The sequence below is a fragment of the Catellatospora methionotrophica genome, from assembly GCF_011297335.1.
GTDB classification, from domain to species: Bacteria; Actinomycetota; Actinomycetes; order Mycobacteriales; family Micromonosporaceae; genus Catellatospora; species Catellatospora methionotrophica.
In genome coordinates this window covers 115808-131541 of sequence record NZ_JAAOTJ010000021.1, presented here as the reverse complement: position 1 = coordinate 131541, position 15734 = coordinate 115808, and the positions used below count along the sequence as shown (strand labels likewise).

At 72.4% G+C, this 15734-nt stretch carries 20 protein-coding genes; 3 read left to right on the top strand and 17 right to left on the bottom strand.

Annotation, left to right across the window (positions count from 1 at the left end; all coding sequences use genetic code 11):
* Window positions 1-14 precede the first annotated feature (14 nt).
* The 14 genes from HAV40_RS32335 to HAV40_RS32270 form a co-directional block, all read right to left on the bottom strand.
* Window positions 15-848 (bottom strand): SDR family oxidoreductase, encoded by an 834-nt coding sequence (locus tag HAV40_RS32335; RefSeq protein ID WP_166388032.1) that lies wholly within the window; start codon window positions 846-848, stop codon window positions 15-17.
* An 87-nt stretch (window positions 849-935) separates the two neighbouring features.
* A complete protein-coding gene (locus HAV40_RS32330; protein WP_166388030.1) occupies window positions 936-1586 on the bottom strand; it encodes a phosphatase PAP2 family protein in 651 nt (216 codons plus the stop codon).
* Window positions 1587-1642: 56 nt separating this feature from the next.
* On the bottom strand, window positions 1643-2278 hold the full coding sequence (locus HAV40_RS32325; protein ID WP_239086989.1) for a MerR family transcriptional regulator: 636 nt from the start codon (window positions 2276-2278) through the stop codon (window positions 1643-1645).
* Window positions 2279-2417: 139 nt separating this feature from the next.
* On the bottom strand, window positions 2418-2882 hold the full coding sequence (locus HAV40_RS32320) for a bifunctional nuclease family protein (protein ID WP_144127411.1): 465 nt from the start codon (window positions 2880-2882) through the stop codon (window positions 2418-2420).
* A gap of 137 nt (window positions 2883-3019) precedes the next feature.
* On the bottom strand, window positions 3020-3694 hold the full coding sequence (gene ftsR, locus HAV40_RS32315; protein WP_166388079.1) for a transcriptional regulator FtsR: 675 nt from the start codon (window positions 3692-3694) through the stop codon (window positions 3020-3022).
* A gap of 59 nt (window positions 3695-3753) precedes the next feature.
* Window positions 3754-4194 (bottom strand): FHA domain-containing protein, encoded by a 441-nt coding sequence (locus HAV40_RS32310; protein WP_120315525.1) that lies wholly within the window; start codon window positions 4192-4194, stop codon window positions 3754-3756.
* Between the two features lie 167 nt (window positions 4195-4361).
* Entirely contained in the window at window positions 4362-4739 is a 378-nt protein-coding gene (gcvH, locus tag HAV40_RS32305) for a glycine cleavage system protein GcvH (RefSeq protein WP_166388028.1), read from the bottom strand.
* Window positions 4740-4783: 44 nt separating this feature from the next.
* The gene (locus HAV40_RS32300) at window positions 4784-5719 is read right to left on the bottom strand and encodes a DUF881 domain-containing protein (protein WP_166388026.1); all 936 of its coding nucleotides are present in this window, start codon (window positions 5717-5719) and stop codon (window positions 4784-4786) included.
* A gap of 8 nt (window positions 5720-5727) precedes the next feature.
* Window positions 5728-6060, bottom strand: coding sequence for a small basic family protein (locus HAV40_RS32295; RefSeq protein ID WP_166388024.1), 333 nt, complete (start codon window positions 6058-6060; stop codon window positions 5728-5730).
* Window positions 6057-6974 (bottom strand): DUF881 domain-containing protein, encoded by a 918-nt coding sequence (locus HAV40_RS32290; protein ID WP_239086988.1) that lies wholly within the window; start codon window positions 6972-6974, stop codon window positions 6057-6059. The genes HAV40_RS32295 and HAV40_RS32290 overlap by 4 nt, the downstream gene beginning before the upstream one ends.
* A complete protein-coding gene (gene clsA / locus HAV40_RS32285) occupies window positions 6971-7585 on the bottom strand; it encodes a cardiolipin synthase ClsA (RefSeq protein WP_239086987.1) in 615 nt (204 codons plus the stop codon). Before clsA ends, HAV40_RS32290 begins: the two co-directional genes overlap by 4 nt.
* Window positions 7586-7793: 208 nt before the next feature.
* Window positions 7794-8933 (bottom strand): cellulose binding domain-containing protein, encoded by a 1140-nt coding sequence (locus HAV40_RS32280; protein ID WP_166388020.1) that lies wholly within the window; start codon window positions 8931-8933, stop codon window positions 7794-7796.
* 170 nt (window positions 8934-9103) lie between these two features.
* The gene (locus HAV40_RS32275; protein WP_166388018.1) at window positions 9104-10306 is read right to left on the bottom strand and encodes a hypothetical protein; all 1203 of its coding nucleotides are present in this window, start codon (window positions 10304-10306) and stop codon (window positions 9104-9106) included.
* A gap of 150 nt (window positions 10307-10456) precedes the next feature.
* Complete coding sequence (locus tag HAV40_RS32270; RefSeq protein ID WP_166388016.1) at window positions 10457-10927, bottom strand: YybH family protein; 471 nt, start codon at window positions 10925-10927, stop codon at window positions 10457-10459.
* A gap of 225 nt (window positions 10928-11152) precedes the next feature.
* On the opposite strand from HAV40_RS32270, the gene HAV40_RS32265 reads away from it, so the two are divergent.
* Complete coding sequence (locus HAV40_RS32265) at window positions 11153-11740, top strand: alpha/beta hydrolase (RefSeq protein WP_166388014.1); 588 nt, start codon at window positions 11153-11155, stop codon at window positions 11738-11740.
* A 16-nt stretch (window positions 11741-11756) separates the two neighbouring features.
* Here the strand turns inward: HAV40_RS32265 and HAV40_RS32260 are convergent, their stop codons facing one another.
* The gene (locus HAV40_RS32260) at window positions 11757-12671 is read right to left on the bottom strand and encodes an SDR family oxidoreductase (protein WP_166388012.1); all 915 of its coding nucleotides are present in this window, start codon (window positions 12669-12671) and stop codon (window positions 11757-11759) included.
* A gap of 174 nt (window positions 12672-12845) precedes the next feature.
* Here HAV40_RS32260 and HAV40_RS32255 point away from each other — a divergent pair, with 174 nt between their 5' ends.
* A complete protein-coding gene (locus tag HAV40_RS32255; protein WP_144127423.1) occupies window positions 12846-13277 on the top strand; it encodes an OsmC family protein in 432 nt (143 codons plus the stop codon).
* Window positions 13278-13370: 93 nt separating this feature from the next.
* Here HAV40_RS32255 and HAV40_RS32250 read toward each other — a convergent pair whose 3' ends face one another.
* Both HAV40_RS32250 and HAV40_RS32245 read right to left on the bottom strand, forming a co-directional pair.
* Complete coding sequence (locus HAV40_RS32250) at window positions 13371-14165, bottom strand: class I SAM-dependent methyltransferase (RefSeq protein ID WP_166388010.1); 795 nt, start codon at window positions 14163-14165, stop codon at window positions 13371-13373.
* The gene (locus tag HAV40_RS32245) at window positions 14155-14727 is read right to left on the bottom strand and encodes a nucleotidyltransferase domain-containing protein (RefSeq protein ID WP_166388008.1); all 573 of its coding nucleotides are present in this window, start codon (window positions 14725-14727) and stop codon (window positions 14155-14157) included. Before HAV40_RS32245 ends, HAV40_RS32250 begins: the two co-directional genes overlap by 11 nt.
* Window positions 14728-14762: 35 nt before the next feature.
* Here HAV40_RS32245 and HAV40_RS32240 point away from each other — a divergent pair, with 35 nt between their 5' ends.
* Window positions 14763-15731, top strand: coding sequence for an aminoglycoside phosphotransferase family protein (locus HAV40_RS32240; RefSeq protein ID WP_166388006.1), 969 nt, complete (start codon window positions 14763-14765; stop codon window positions 15729-15731).
* Window positions 15732-15734: the final 3 nt, after the last annotated feature.

Below are 15734 nucleotides of genomic sequence, written 5' to 3'. Positions count from 1 at the left end.
GGGGTGGGGGTGGGTCAGGGGGTGGCGGGGAGGTGGAGGCGGGCGGCGGTGACGTCGTCGAATTCTTTGGTGCGGGCGGACAGGGCCATGGTGAGGAACTGGCCGGCGTCCTCGCCGATGGGCAGGCGCAGGGGCGGCTCGGCGAGGCCGACCAGGCGGTGTACCGCCTCGGCGAACAGTTCGGGCTGGTTGAGTTCCAGGTTGCCGTGCATGCCGCGAAGGCCCGCGAGCATCGGCCCGGCGACCGGTTCGTAGGCGTCCACGCGCTGGCGCGGCAGGGCCGCGGAGGTGCCGTACGGGGTGTTGAAGCCCCCGGGTTGCAGGATGGTGACCTTCACCCCCAGGTGCGCCGACTCCTGCGCCAGTGACTCGGCCAGGCCCTCCAGCGCGAACTTGCTGGCGGTGTACGCGGCGAGGCCGGGGAACGGCACCGCGCCCGCGACCGAGGAGACGAACACCGCGTGCCCGCCGCCCTGTGCCCGCCACAGCGGCAGCACCAGCCGGGCCAGCCGCCACGGCGCGAAGACGTTCGTCGCGAACTGCGCCTCCAGTTCGCCGTCGGAGACCTCCTCCACCGCGCCGCACTGCCCATATCCGGCGTTGTTGACGAGCACGTCGATGCCGCCGAAGTGCGCGGTCGCGGTGGCGACCACGGCGGCGCAGGCGACCGGGTCGCAGACGTCCAGGGGCAGGGCCAGCACCGTGTCGGGGTGCCGGTCGGCCAGGTCGGACAGCGTCTCGGGGCGGCGGGCCGTGGCCACCACGCGCTCACCCGCCTGCGCCAACCGCTCCACCAGCGCCCGGCCCAGCCCGGTCGAGCAACCCGTCACCAGCCAGCGTCGTGTCATCGCTGCCACCCTCGTGTCGTCGCGGCCCCCAGCGGGCCGGTCGGGTGACCAGACTGGCAGCGGATATACACGTACAGCAATGTAAAATTATGGACGAGAGTGATTTATCCGCACAGCGTGAGTCATGAACGCGAGCGGCACCGCCGCCAGCGCGACCAGCCACCCGCCGAGCACATCGGACGGCCAGTGCACCACCAGCGCGACCCGGCTCGCCCCCACCAGTACGGCCCAGCCGCCGACCGTCGCCACCAGCGCCACCCGCTGCCAGCGCGCTCCGAGCAGCGGCCAGACCAGCACGAACAGCAGCAACGCCGCGGTCGCGAAGTGGCTGGTGTGGCCGGACGGATAGGACCAGCCCGCCGCCAGCGCGAGCATGCCCTCGGGCCGGTCCCGGGCCACCAGCGCGTGTACGACCAGGCGCAGCGCCGCGCTGGCCGCCACGGCCGCGCACACGAAGGCCAGGTGTGCGAGCATCCGGCGGCGCAGCAGGAACCCGAGCGTGAATGCGAGGACCGACAGCAGCACGACGGTGTCACCGGTACGGGTGACCGCGCTCATCACCACGCGCCACGCCGGATACTCCAGCGCCAGCCGGTGCGCGGCAGCGCTGACGACGGCGTCCTGCTCCACCAGCGGGGGCCAGGTGATCTCGACGGCGAAGGTCAGCAGCGCGTACGCCGCCACGGCGGCAGCCGCCGTCCACAGCCAGCGGCGGCGTGCGTCGGTGTGCACGAGCATGGTGATGTCTTACCCGCCCCGGTGACGCCCGTCACCTCGGGGGGTGGAACGTGCGCTCAGCCTGCGCGGCGACGGGCCCGGCGCGCGGCCAGCTCGTCGGTGACGCCCAGCGGCAGCACAGCCGGGGCGAACGGGGTGACCGTCGCCTCGTCGACCTCGGTGCCGCGCTCGGCGGGCAGGTGCGACAGCGAGCCCTGGATCTCCTTGAAGGCCCCGCCGATGGCGATGCCGAACACACCCTGGCCGCCCTGCAGCAGGTCGACGACCTCCTCCGGCGAGCGGCAGTCGTACACCGAGGTGCCGTCGGAGATGAGGGTGATGGTGGCCAGGTCGTCGGCGTCGTACGCCCGCAGCGTCTCGATGGCGCGGCGGATGTTCTGCAGCGACACCCCGGCGTCCAGCAGCCGTTTGACCACCTTCAGCACGACCAGGTCGCGGAACGAGTAGAGCCGCTGGGTGCCCGAGCCGGACGCGTCGCGGATGCTCGGCACCACCAGCCCGGTCCGGGCCCAGTAGTCCAGTTGCCGGTAGCTGATCCCGACCGCGTGGCAGGCCGTCACGCCCCGATAGCCGAGCGAACCGCCCTGCACGTCCGAGTCGGCATCCTCCGCCACGCCGCCGCGCAATGCGGCCGCACCACCGGGACGACCTGGGTCACTGCCAGGCGACTGCGGATCGTGGAGCTGATTCATGCGACTACCTCCCGCCGAGTGTCGACGTGAAGCAGCCTATAGCGGATGCGGCCGGCGGGTGGGGAGGTAACGCCGCGACACGCCACATTCGAGTCCCGGAGCGTCACTTTTCGGTGACCTGCTCGTTAACGGCGCGCCGTCAGCTCGCGAAGTCCTCCGGGCGGACCTGCTCCAGGAACTCCCGGAACTTCTCCACCTCGTCCTCCTGCTCGTCCGGGATGATGATCCCGGCCTCGTCGAGCACGCGCTCCGCGCAGCGCACCGGTGCGCCGACGCGCAGCGCCAGGGCGATCGCGTCACTGGGCCGCGCCGACACCCGCACCGAGTCGCCGATCAGCAGGTCGGCGTAGAAGATGCTGTCCTTCAGCTCGACGATCTCCACGGCCTTCAGCGGCGCGGACAGCGCCTGCAGCAGGTCCCGAAGAAGATCATGGGTAAGCGGCCGGGCCGGCTTGACCCCCTGCTGCTCGTAGGCGATGGCTGTCGCCTCCACCGCGCCGATCCAGATCGGCAGGTAGCGGTCACCCTCCACCTCACGCAGCAGGACGATCGGCTGGTTGGTGGGCAGTTCGACCCTTACCCCGATCACGCTCAGCTCGCGCACCGTCTCGCCTCCGTCGCGTCTGCCTGGGGCCGGTGTCCGACTGGCCCGCCTCGCGGCGAACCGGACGACACTGCCTCTCAGCCTCTCCTACTGCACGCTACACGCCCACGCGCACCCTCGGCTCGTACGAGGGCCGGTCAGCCGCCGAGCGCGTCGTTGAGCCCGGAACGCAGCAGCGCCACGTGCAGGCGCTGCGACAGGATCGTCAGCTCCCGCATCGCCTCGGCCGCCCGCGCCCGCGCGGTGGGGTCCTGCTGGCGCATCAGCGGAGCCACCAGCTGGGCGTACAGCCCCGCCTCGCGGTCCGCGGCGACCCGGTAGGCCCGCAGGTGCCGGGGCTCGACGCCGTACTCGGCGAGCTGGCCGGCGACCTCGGCGACCGCCAGCGCGTCGCCGTCGAACCACTCCCCCGCACGGGCCGTGACCAGCCCGTGCCGCTCCAGGTCGGCCAGCAGCGCCTCGGTGATCCCGGCGCGGTGGCACAGCTCCTGACGGCGCAGCCGCTCGTCGACCTGCTCCGGCACGGCCTCGGGCCGGTGGTCGTCGCCGACCGCGACCAGGGTCGGGCGGACCTGGGTCAGGTGCGCGCCTTCGGACAACTGCTCGCGGATGACGCGCAGGGGCAGATACTGGTCACGCTGCGCGCCGAGGATGAACCGCAGCCGCGCCACATCCTCGCGGCTGTACTTGCGGTAGCCGGACGACGTCCGCTGCGGCTCGACCAGACCCTCCGTCTCGAGGAACCGCAGCTTCGAGATGGTGATGTCCGGAAAATCGGAGCGCAGCAGCCCGAGCACCTCGCCGATGCTCATCAGCGCCTGTGCCCGCGCCGCTCCGCCCCCGCCGCCGGCCGACGCCGGCACCGCTGCTGTCATGCCTCCTCGGCGCGCGGGCCGGCCACGTACAGCAGGCGGAACTTGCCGACCTGCACCTCGTCGCCGTTGTTGAGCGTGGCCGACTCGACCCGCTCCCGGTTGACGTACGTGCCGTTGAGGCTGCCCACGTCGCGCACGGTGAACGTGGACCCGTCCCGGTGGAACTCGGCGTGCCGGCGCGAGACCGTCACGTCGTCGAGGAAGATGTCGCTGTCGGGGTGACGGCCACTGGTCGTCACATCGTGGTCGAGCAGGAAGCGGGCGCCCGCGTTCGGGCCACGACGCACCACCAGCAGGGCCATGCCCGGCGGCAGCTGTCCCGAGACCCGCCCCGGGACTACGTCAGACTCCGGCCCTTCCAGCGCCTCCTCCAGGGAGCCGAGGTGCAGGGTCGACGTGACGTCGAGCTGGGGGAACTCGTCGTCTGGTCGCGTCATCGGACCACCTCACGGTCATATCGGCCACGTATCCGTGGAACTGCTATGGGCACCGGGTAGGGCGTTACTCGACGTCAGCGGCGAGCTTAGGGAGCGAGCCTAGCGACCCTGGAAATGAAGGGTCAACCGGACTCGCCCGTCGGCGATTCACGCCCCTGAATGAAGATTCAGCTCTGGGTCAGCTCACGGTACGCTGCCGCGTCGAGAAGCGCATCCAGCGCGGACGGATCCGCGATCTCGATTTCGACCAGCCAGCCCTCGCCGTACGGGTCGGTGTTGATCAGATCGGGTGAATCCACCAGAGTCTCGTTGCGGGCGGTCACGGTGCCGCTGAGCGGGGCGTAGATCTCCGACACGCTCTTGGTGGACTCGACCTCGCCGAAGGACTCGCCGGCCGCCACGACCTGGCCGGTCTCCGGCAGCTGCACGTACACGATGTCGCCCAGCGCGTCCTGCGCGAAGTGGGTGATGCCGACCCGGACCGACCCGCCCGACGTGGTTACCCACTCGTGCTCGGCGGTGTACTTCAGGTCCTCAGGAATCACGGTCGTGCCCTTTCGCTCCAGGCCGTCGTGTGGCCTAACCCCCGTCAGGAGACGGGCTTCGCGTACTCCAGGTTCGGCGTGCCCCGCACCGCGGTGATGTCGACCGGGTGCGGCTCACTGACGATCACCGTACCGCCGTCGCCGGTCACATCGTCAACCACCCCGCCGCGGAACTCCATGGCCTTGTCCAGGTCTTCCGGGCCGATCGCGGTCACCGTGTACGGCCCGGTCAGGCGTACGCCGTCGACGTCGATGCCGCCGCCGTCCGCGCCGGTGAAGTGGGTGGATGCGATCACCCGCACGGACCCGCCGGTCCCGTCGATCTGGATCGCCTCCGCGCCCGCCCCGCGCAGCTCCTGTACCGCGTTGAGCAGGTGCTCCGCGGTGATCGGGCCCGAGCCGTCGGCGAACCGCAGCGTGATGCCGGTGCCCTGGGCCTTGAGCGTGCCCGCCAGGATGCCGATGTCGTCGGCGCGCTCCTGCGCCTCCTTGAGGATCTGATCCCGGCTGGACGCGCCCGAGGCGAGCTCGCGTCGGGTGGCCTCCAGCTCGTTGATGTCCTGGCGCAGCCGGGCCGCGCGCGAGTCGAGGTCGGTGAGGATGACGTAGAGGTCCTCCTCGCGCAGCGAGTTGTAGCTCTCGTCCGCCGAGTTGCTCTTGAGCTGGACGGCCAGCGTGAAGCCGAGCAGCACCAGCAGCACGCCGATCACCGCCCCCGCCCCGCTGATCCGGCGCTTGACGCCGTCCGCCAGGGTCGGCGCGTCCGGCTCGGCGGCCGCCTGCGGCCCGCTGTCGGCGTCGCCCAGGGCGGCCGCCGGGGCGTTCTCGGACTTCGGGTTCTCGGCGACCGTGTTCTCCGCCGCCAGGTTCGCGGCCGCCGGTGACTCGTCGGCCGGGACGCCGGCCGACGGGCCCGCCACGGGCACGGTCGGCTCGTCGGCCGGGCCGGGACCGATGGGTTGGGTCTTCTCGTCGCTCACCGCTGCACCTAGGCCTTGAACAACCGGCGCCGGATCGCCGCCACGTTGCCGAAGATCCGCACGCCCAGGACGACGACCACGCCGGTGGACAGCTGGCCGCCCACTCCCAGCTTGTCACCGAGGTACACGATGAAGCCCGCGACCAGGACGTTGGAGATGAACGAGATCACGAACTGCTTGTCGTCGAAGATCCCGTCGAGCTTGGCGCGCACGCCGCCGAAGACCGCGTCCAGCGCGGCCACGACGGCGATCGGCAGGTAGGGCTGCAGCGCGTCCGGGACGGTGGGGTTGAGCACGACGCCCAGCACCACTCCGGCGATCAACGCCAGTACTGCGATCACTTGCCACCTCCCGAGGGCGAGGTTGAGGGTGTGGGTGTGCCGGAGGGCGACGGCGACGGCTGCGGCACGTGGGCGAACTGCAGCCGCGGCATCACCGCCGCCGGAAGCTCCAGGTCGTCCTTTTCGTCCACGTCGAAGCCGAGCTCCAGACGCTTGTCGTCACGCAGTTTGCGGTAGGTGTCGGCGGTGGCCGAGTCGTTGAAGTCGTCGGCCAGGTCCGACGGGCCGATGGCGGCCACCTCGTACGGGCCGATGATGTGCGCGTTGCCGATCAGGATCGCCGAACCGGCGGTGCGGATCGGCGTCACCGAGGTCAGCCGCCGCCCGTTGACCGAGATCGCCTCCGCCCCGGCCGCCCACAGCGCGTTCGTCACCAGTTGCAGGTCCAGGTCGAGGATGCGGGCCAGCCGCTCGGAGCTCGCGTTGGGGCCGTCACTGAGGGTGACCACCACGCCGTCGCCGGTGACCTTGCGTACGCCGGTCGCGGCCTCCAGCTCCCGCAGCTGGCTGATGGCGGTGTCGGACAGCTCCCGCTCGCGCAGCCCGTTCACCTCGTCCTGCAGGCTCTCGGCCCGCTGGTCGAGCTTGTCGGTGTCCGCGGTGCGCCGGTTGATGTCCTTGATCAGCTCGACGCGGGTGGTGGCGCGGGCCGGGGCGCGCGCGATCACCTGCAGGTAGGCCACGGCCAGCAGCACACCGATGACCACGCAGACGACCACGGTGAACCCGCGGCGCGTCCGGCGGGTCGACGACGCCAGCGGGCCGCGCTCGCGGCGGGCGCGGGCGGCGTCGGTGTAGCCGCCGTCCAGGGGGTCCTGGAAGAGGTCGGTGAGCATGTCCGTCTGCCACACCCGCTGCCCCGACGGCGGGGTCGACACCGGCCGCTCCGGCTCGCGCTCAGAGCCGGTGCTCACGCCGCCGCCGCACGGGAGCGCCGCACCACCGCGGCGAACTGCACCAGGTAGAAGATGCCCGCGATCCAGTACAGGACGATGCCCCACCAGCACAGCGCCCAGCCGCTCGCGTACGCGATGGTGTGCATCGCGCCGGTCGGCACCGCCCAGGCCAGCAGCAGGACCGGGAAGCCCATCAGCAGGATGAAGGTGGCCGTCTTGCCGATGTAGTGCACCGGCAGCGGGCCGTAGCCGAGCCTGCGCAGCACCGGGAAGGTCAGCATCAGCAGCACGTCGCGGGCCAGCAGGGCGACGGTGAACTGCCACGGCACGATGTCGCGCACGGTGAACGCCAGCAGCGTCGCCAGGATGTAGAGCCGGTCGGCCGCCGGGTCCAACAGCTCGCCGACGCGGCTGACCTGGCCGAGCCGCCGCGCCAGGTAACCGTCGATCCAGTCGGTGGTGCCGCCCAGCCCGAGCACGACCACGGCCCAGCCGACCTGGTCGGCGGCCAGGAACAGGTAGAGGAACAGCGGCACGCCGAGCAGGCGGGCGAAGCTGATCAGGTTGGGGATGGTGAGGACACGATCCCGCGACTGCTCGCGGACATCGCCCAGCGGCTGCTGAGCCACCGAGGCCTCCCCTCCGCCGCCGGCCAGAAAAACGACAGCCGGCGCAGGCCGGCCGTATTCACCCGAATCTGCGGACATGATCCGCCGATTCACGACCCCCAGTTGTACCACGTTGCCGAGGCCGACTGCCGACACGGCCGCAGGCGCCGGCGACGGTGCGGCGAAAGGGCGCACCCGCAGTACGGGTACGCCCTTTTTATCCTTTTTATCAGATTGCTGTGCAGGTCGGCACCGGCGTGCCGTTGACTCCCGCAGAACCGGCCAGGAAGCCGGTCGACGTGCCGGCACCCGGCGACAGCAGGCCGTTCCAGCTGACGTTGAGCACGGTCACCGCGGCGCCGGACTGGGTGTACTGCCCGTTCCAGCTCTGCGTGACCACCTGGCCGTCGGGGAACGTGAACCGCACCGACCAGCCGCTGATCGGCACCGTGCCGTTGTTGGTGACCCGCAGCTCACCCTGGAAGCCGCCCGGCCACTCCCGAATGATCACGTACGTCACCGAGCACGACTTGCCCGTGTTGCCCGACGGCGACGGCGACGGCGGGCGTGACGGGCTCGGCGACGCCGACGGCGACGGCGGGGCGGACGGGCTCGGGGAGGCCGACGGGGACGGCGGGTTCGACGGCGTGACCCCGCTGAGCGCCGCGGTCAGCGGCGGGTACCAGCGGTCGGACATCTTCTGGTCGCCGGCCGCGTTGGGGTGTACGCCGTCGTAGGTGTCGGTCGCGGTGTTGAAGCTCGTCCACTGGTCGACCACGGTGATGGGCGACTGCGCGGTGGTCTTGCCCGCTGCCCAGGACGGGATGGCGTTGTTGAACGACACCACCCGCGCCCCGCACTCGGCGCAGCTCGACGGGTTCATCGGAATGATCTTCGCCACCAGGATCCGCATGGCCGGGTTGCTGGCCCGCATCTGGTCCACCAGCTTGCTGAACGCGGCGAGGATCTGCGAGCTGGGCAGGTTCGACCACACGTCGTTGGTGCCCAGGTGCATCAGCACCACGTCCGGCAGGGTGGCCGACAGCCAGCCGACGAGCTGGTTCTGGTTGGCGATGTTGGTCGCCAGGTAGCCGCCGTGGCCCTCGTTGTCGCCGTCGTGGGCGACCCCGCAGCCCTGCGTCGGCAGCGTGCCGACCATGTCGATGTTGGTGTAGCCGGTGCTCTGCAGGCGGTTCCACAGCGTCGCCCGCCAGCAGCCGGGTGAGCCGGTGATCGAGTCGCCGAGCGCCATGATGCGGGTCGGCACGGCAGCGGCGCTGCCGGTGGGAGCGGCGACGACGACGGCCGTCGCGGCCACGAGTGTGCCCAGCAGCGCCATCAGCGCCGCCCTCACGGTGGGCCTGGACATGAGCGAATCCCCTCACTGGGACGCGCGAAGAACCCGCCGCCCACGCGGAGACCCCACGCTGGTACGAGACAGGACGCCGACGCGGCACGGCGCGATCGACGAGACAGGTTGCTGCGGCCCGGCTCCCGGGGGCCGACAGAGCCTGGCGTCGATATTAGAGGGTCCGCGGCCTACGGGGAAACGGAGCTGACCAGCAGCGCGAACAGCAGCGCCACCGCGACGATGCCGACACAGGCCGCCACCAGCACCAACGTGTGCTGCGGGAGGCGCCGCGCGGGCTCGGTCGCGGCGTGGCGGGCGGCGCGCGGCGGCCGCTCCGGCTCCGCGGCCGGACCGTCGAGATACGGCGGCAGGTACACGGTCGAGCTGAACGCGGGCGCGGCCAGCACCGACGGCAGCTCGTACCCGGCCGGGGTCAGGTGATCCCACACCGCCTCGGCCTGCTCCGGCGGCTGCGCCCACGAACCGGATTCGCCGTGCGGCGGGCCCTCGCCCACCGGATCCGGTTCCGCGTCGCGCAGCCGGTGGGTCCAGGAGTCCTCCGGTTCGGGGCTAGCCTGGCTGACCCGTGCGGTCGGCATCCGCTCGGCCGGGTGGCCGGGGGCTGGCGCCTCGGCGCGGCCGTCGGTGGCCGGTCGCGTGAGTTCGACCGGGGAGATCGGGGCCTGCGGCATCAGGCCGACGCCGCACCGGTGGCGCGGGTCGGCGACCGCGCGGCTCGCCGCCGTGATCATCGTGTGTACGGGGTCGGCCGGGTCCAGCCCGGCGGCGTCCTCGCGGGCCTCGGTCAGCAGTTCGTGCGCGTCGTTGAAGCCGCCGCAGTCGCGCCACATCGCGGCCAGCCGCAGCTGCATGCGGATGCCGACCGGATGTGCCGCGCCGTGCCGCCGCCGGTGCTCGTCGATCACCGTGGCCAGGCCCAGCCGCGCCTTCACGCACTGGCCCTGGGCGTGTTCGACGGTGGCCAGGTCGCCGCGTGCGGCCAGCACCCGGTCCCCGTCCGGGCCGTCGAGCTCGGCGTACGCGGCGATCAGGTCGAGGTAGCGCTGCGCCGCACGGGCGTGCACGCCGACCCTGGCCAGGACCGCGGCCAGCAGCCCGAGGGCGTGCAGGGTGCGCCGGTCGCGCGCGCCGTACAGCGCCCGCGACGCCGCGAAGCCGTACGCGGCCCAGCCTCGGGCGGCGTACGGCTCACCCAGCCCGAGCAGCACCCCGGTCTCCAGCACCACGGCCTCGGCGACCACCGGCGTGGCCTCGGCGGGGTCGCTGGGCACCGTGCCGAGCGCGGCGGACAGCAGATCGTGCGCGGCCGACAGCGACCCGGCCGCGACGTGCTCGCGTGCCCGTGCCACCACGTGCTCTCCGACCGGCATCGCCGTCCGCACCCCCCTGCTCACCTGACCGCGGACCGCCACCATGCCGCGTCGAGGCCCTCGGGCGCCAGCCCCGGGAGTGTTACGTCACCAACCTGACCCGCCACCGCCGACCGGCGAACGGTCGGCGGCGGCGGTGCGGCGGCCCGTTCAGACGATCGGCAGCGGCGAGCTGACATCGAGGATGATCTTCCACTGGCCGCGCTCGCGGACGAAGGTGAGCGCGTTGTAGAAGTGCTGCTTGAAGTTCAGCGACGCGATGGACAGCGTGAAGTCGACCACCAAGGTCGCCCCGCGGCAGCCGTCGACGACCTTCTTCACCTCGGGGAACGTCGCCGTGAAGTCGTAGGTGAACAGCCCGGTGAAGTTGGTCTGGATCGCGGCCTTGTCCTTGCGGTAGGCCCCGTTGGAGCCGATCTGCACCGCCTCGTCGTGGTAGTACGCCATGACCTTGGGCAGGTCCCTGGCGAGGAACACCGCGTCGAAGTCCGCCACCGCGGCGTCGAAGTTCCGCTCGCAGCCGCGCGCCGTGTCGCCCCGGCCCGCGTCCGCGGCGGTCGGCACCGCCAGCAGCACCGCCAGGCCCAGCGCCGCCATTGCCGCCGCATACCACTTGCGCACGTTTCCTCCAGCAGTCCAGGTGAGACAGTCGCCTCACATCGACCACGATCATAAGAATGAGGTCGATACGCGCACCCCGGATGATCAGCCCGACAACGCGGCACGGTCGGTGGCCACCTCGGCGCGAAATCGGGACGCCGCTTCGCGTACGCCCGGTGTAGGCCGCTGTGGCGGGCGGCCCCGTGCGGGCCACCGGCCGCCGCGGAACCGACCTAGGATCGCCTCATGACCCGTCCGGCGAACCCGAGGCCCTGGCCACGTATGACCGACCGGCACCATGGCGACCCCGACCGGGTCGCGATCATCCTGCCCGGCGGCGGCTACACCCCGGCCCGGCCGCTGCTGCACCTGGCCCGCGTCGTGCTGGCCCACCACGGCTGGTCCGTGCAGGAGCTGTGGTGGACCCCGCCCGACACCGGCGACCTCGACGAACGTGCCACCTGGGTGGTCGGGCAGGCCGTCGCCGCCGTCGAGGCCGAGTCGGCCAAGCGCGTCATGCTGGTCGGCAAGTCACTGGGCTCGCTGGCCGCGCCCGTCGCCGCCGAGCGCGGCCTGCCCGCGATCTGGTTCACGCCGCTGCTGTTCCACCCCACGGTGGTCGACGCGCTCGGCGCGACCGAGGCCCCCACCCAGCTGATCGGCGGCGGCGGCGACCACTCCTGGGATCCGCGCCTGGCCGACGACCTCGGCCTGCCGTGCCTGGAACTGCCTGGCGCCGACCACGCGCTGGAGAACGCCGACGACCCGGTGCGCAGCGCGGAGAACCTGGTCCGGGTCACCCGCTGCCTGCACGGGTTCGTGGGCGGCCTGTGACCGGGCGGCGCGGCCGTCAGCGGTAGCCGGCCGGGTCGATCGGGCCGGTCTCGGCCGAACCGTGCTCGGCGAAGTAGCGCCAGATGTCGGGGACCGAACCGTCCACGTCGGTCAGGCCGTACGCCTGCGCGAGCGACGTGCTGGACGGCGAGGTGCCCGTCCACCGGGCGCGGTCGGGGTCGGCGGCCAGCGCGGCCACGCCCCGGCCCAGGTAGGTCGGGGTCTCGGACAGGATGAAGTGCGGTTCCGTCGCCGCCCCGTCCGCCCAGTTCTGCTCGGTGACGCCGAAGTGGTCGAGCATCGCCTCCGAGCGCAGGAAGCCGGGCGTGACCACGACCGCGGTCCCGCCGTACGGCTTGAGCTCGGCGGACTGGGCCAGCGCGATCCGCGACACCGACGTCTTGGTCAGGTCGTAGAAGAAGGAGTCGCGATACTTGCGGTTGTACTCGTCGGTGCCGTCGGTGACCTCGACGACCAGACCGCCCGGGTGGCGGATCAGCAGCGGCAGCGCGGCGTGACTGGTGATGATGTGGGTGTGCAGGCCCAGCCCGAGCATGCGCATGCCGCCGTCGAGCGACTGCTCCCACAGCGGCTTGCCCCACTCGGCGTAGTCGTCGCCACCCCACACGTCGTTGACCAGGATGTCCAGCCGCCCGTGCGCCGCGTCGATCCGCGCCACCAGCGCCCTGACCTCGTCGGGCACCAGGTGGTCGACGCGTACCGCGATGCCCTCGCCGCCCGCCTCGGTGACCAGGTCGACGGTGTCCTCGATGGTCTCCGGCCGGTCCATCTCGGACCGCTGGGCGCGGGTGCTGCGGCCGGTGACGTAGACCGTCGCCCCGGCCCGGCCGAGTTCGACCGCGATGGCGCGCCCGCACCCTCGGGTCGCCCCGGCCACCAGCGCGATCTTTCCGTGAAGGTTCTGCTGCATGGGTCCATCGTCGCGGGCGACCTTGACAGGTTCCGTCAGGTTTTCCCGGCGATTCCGCGACCGTCCGGGGCGGCTGCCGGTCGACGGCGCCCCAGGCGACACGCGAGAGCACGTTCGCGGATATCGGGCCACATTCGCGGGCACGGCGCGGCCGCGTGAGCTAGCGTCGGGCCCATGCCTATTCGTACCGCAACAGCCCGCTGGCAGGGAACGCTCACCGAGGGGTCCGGCACCATCGCGACCGGCAAGGGTGGCCTGCAGGGCAACTACTCGTTCAAGTCCCGTTTCGAGGAGGGTGAGGGCACCAACCCCGAGGAGCTCATCGCCGCCGCGCACTCCGGCTGCTTCTCGATGGCGTTCTCCAAGCAGCTGTCGGACGCGGGCTTCCCGCCCAACGCCGTGGTGACCAACGCCAACGTCCACCTGGACAAGACCGACGCCGGCATGACGGTGACCCGGATCGACCTGGTGACCACCGGCGACGTGCCCGGCATCGACGAGGCGCAGTTCCAGAAGCTGGCCGAGGCCGCCAAGGCCGGCTGCCCGATCTCCCGCCTGCTGTCCCCCGGCGCCGAGATCACGCTCGACGCCACGCTGCAGGCGTGACCCCCGCCGGCGCGGCCGCTGACCAGCACCCGCGCCGGAGCAGCCCACCGGGCCGGGATCAGCGGTTCATCCGCCGGTCCCGGCCCGGACCCGTCAGGCCGGGCGGCGGGCGACGGTCAGCAGGTGCGAGCTGGCACCCCACAGGTGCGGCACGCCCTCGACCTCGCGGGTGAACCGCATCAGTTGCGCGGTCCGCCGCTCGTCGGCGAGGATCTCCGCCAGCCGCGGCACGGTCCACAGCGGACCCTCGACCGCGGCGATCCGGTCCAGCTCCAGACCCGCGTCGGCCACCTCGCCGGGCAGCTCGTCGGGCCGGTGGAAGTACGCGGTGGTGAACCAGCCGGGCAGCTCACCGGGGTTGCGGTGCGCCCCGGTCGCGAGAGCCCCGTCCACCATCAGCTCGAACGCCGGGTCGTCCAGGTGGCCCTTGACGTACCCGTCCACCAGCGAGGCGTACCGGCTGATGGTCGCCGCGAGGACCAGCCCGCCGGGGCGGACCACCCGCGCCGCCTCGCGCCAGGCAGCGATCCGGTCGGCCCGGTCGACCAGGTGGTACAGCGGCCCGAACAGCAGCACCACGTCCCGGCTCGCGTCCGGCTCGTCGAGCCGCCGGGCGTCGCCGACGGCGGCGGTGACGCCGGGCAGCGTGGACGCCGCCGCCACGTGCTCAGGCATCGGGTCGACGACGTGCACGGCGTGCCCGGCCCCGGCCAGCGGGCCCGCGTACACGCCGGTCGCGCCGCCGACGTCGAGGACGGACAGCGGGCCGGGTGGCAGCACCCGGCCGAGCAGGTCCCAGGTGCGCAGGAACTCCCAGCGCCCGGTTCCCGCATCGAGTCGCGAGGTCTCGCCGCCGCGCTGGTAGTACCGGGCGATCTCAGTCAGCATGGCCCTGATCCTGCGTCGGAGCACCGTCCACGGCAAACGGGTTTCGGTCCGCGAGGGCGGCTCTGAGCAGCGCGATGTCGGCGCGGTCCTGGGCGCGGCGGGGCAGGCCGGGCACCCATACCGGCATCATGTCCTTGATCTCGATCTGCGCCTGCGGGCTGATGACGGGGCAGGTCACGCCCCCTAGGCGGCCGGGCGGTCCGTCGAGCATGCCGTCGGGCCAGCGGGCACCGGCGTGCGGTCCGGCCGGGACCGTCGCGTGCCCGGCGGCGTCCCGGCCGAGCAGGCCGACACCGAGGTCGACGTCGCCGCGCAGGAAGTCGCGCTGCAGCCGCCGGTCGTGCTCGCCGTACGAGGTGAACCCGAGCTCCGCCAGCATCGAGGTCAGCCGGTCGGCGTCGGCGGCCCAGCAGAACCAGTCCACGTCGGCGTGCGGTCGGGTGATCCGGCGCAGGTGGAAGTCCATCGCCCAGCCGCCGCGCAGCCAGAGCGCGATGCCGTCCCGTGCTGCCGCGCCGCTGATCTCGGCGATGGCCGCGAGCTGCCGCGCCTGGATATCCACGGCGTGATCCTAGGCGGCGGCGGTACTCTCGCCGCGTGACGGAGCGTGACGTGCTGGTGCCACCCACCCTGGGCGTCGTCGCGTCGATCGGCGACCTGCCCGAGGGCCGGGCCTGGCTGGACGCGCTGCCCGCGCTCATCGCCGAGCTGCGCGACGCCTGGACGCTGCGGCTGGGGCCGCCGTGGGCCGGGGGCAGCTGCTCGTGGGCCGCGCCCGCGTCGCTGCCCGACGGCCGATCCGCCGTGCTGAAGATCAGCTGGCCGCATCCGGAGATGATGGGCGAGGCCGCCGCGCTGCGGGTGTGGCACGGCCACGGCACGGTCAGCCTGTACGCCCACGACGGTGTGCTGCACGGCCTGCTGCTGGAACGGGCGGACCCAGGCACCACCCTGGGCGACAGCCCGCTGCCCGCCGAGGAACGCCTGCTCGTCGCCGCACGGTTGCTGGCCCGGTTGTGGTCCGCGCCCGTCGACCCGGCGTTCGTCCGCTCGGCTGGCACCGGCGGCGACCCCGGAGGGTTCGACGTGCTGGGCGACGTGACCGCCCGCTGGGCCGACCTGGTCGAGCAGCGGATGGCCCGGCTTCGACCCGGCTTCGACCCCGGGCTGGTGGCCCACGGCGCACGGCTGCTGCGCGAGCTGCCCGCCTCCGCGCCACGGCGGGTGCTGGTGCACGGCGACGCCAATCCGGGCAACATCCTCGCCGCGCGGCGGGAACCGTGGCTGGTCATCGACCCGAAGCCGATGTACGGCGATCCCGGCTACGACCCGTGGAAGCTCGTCGAGCAGATCGATGACCCGTTCCGTCACCCGGACCCGGCCGCCGTGCTCAAGCGGCGGTTCGCCCTGTTCGGCGACGTCACGGGCGAGGACCCGGCCCGGCTCGCGGCCTGGGCCACGGCACGACGGGTGGAGGACTCGCTGTGGTGGGTCTCCCGCGGCAATCCACCCAGCCACCGCGCCATGGCCGAAGCCGCCCTCCTCGCCGCCGTCGCCGGCCTGTGACGC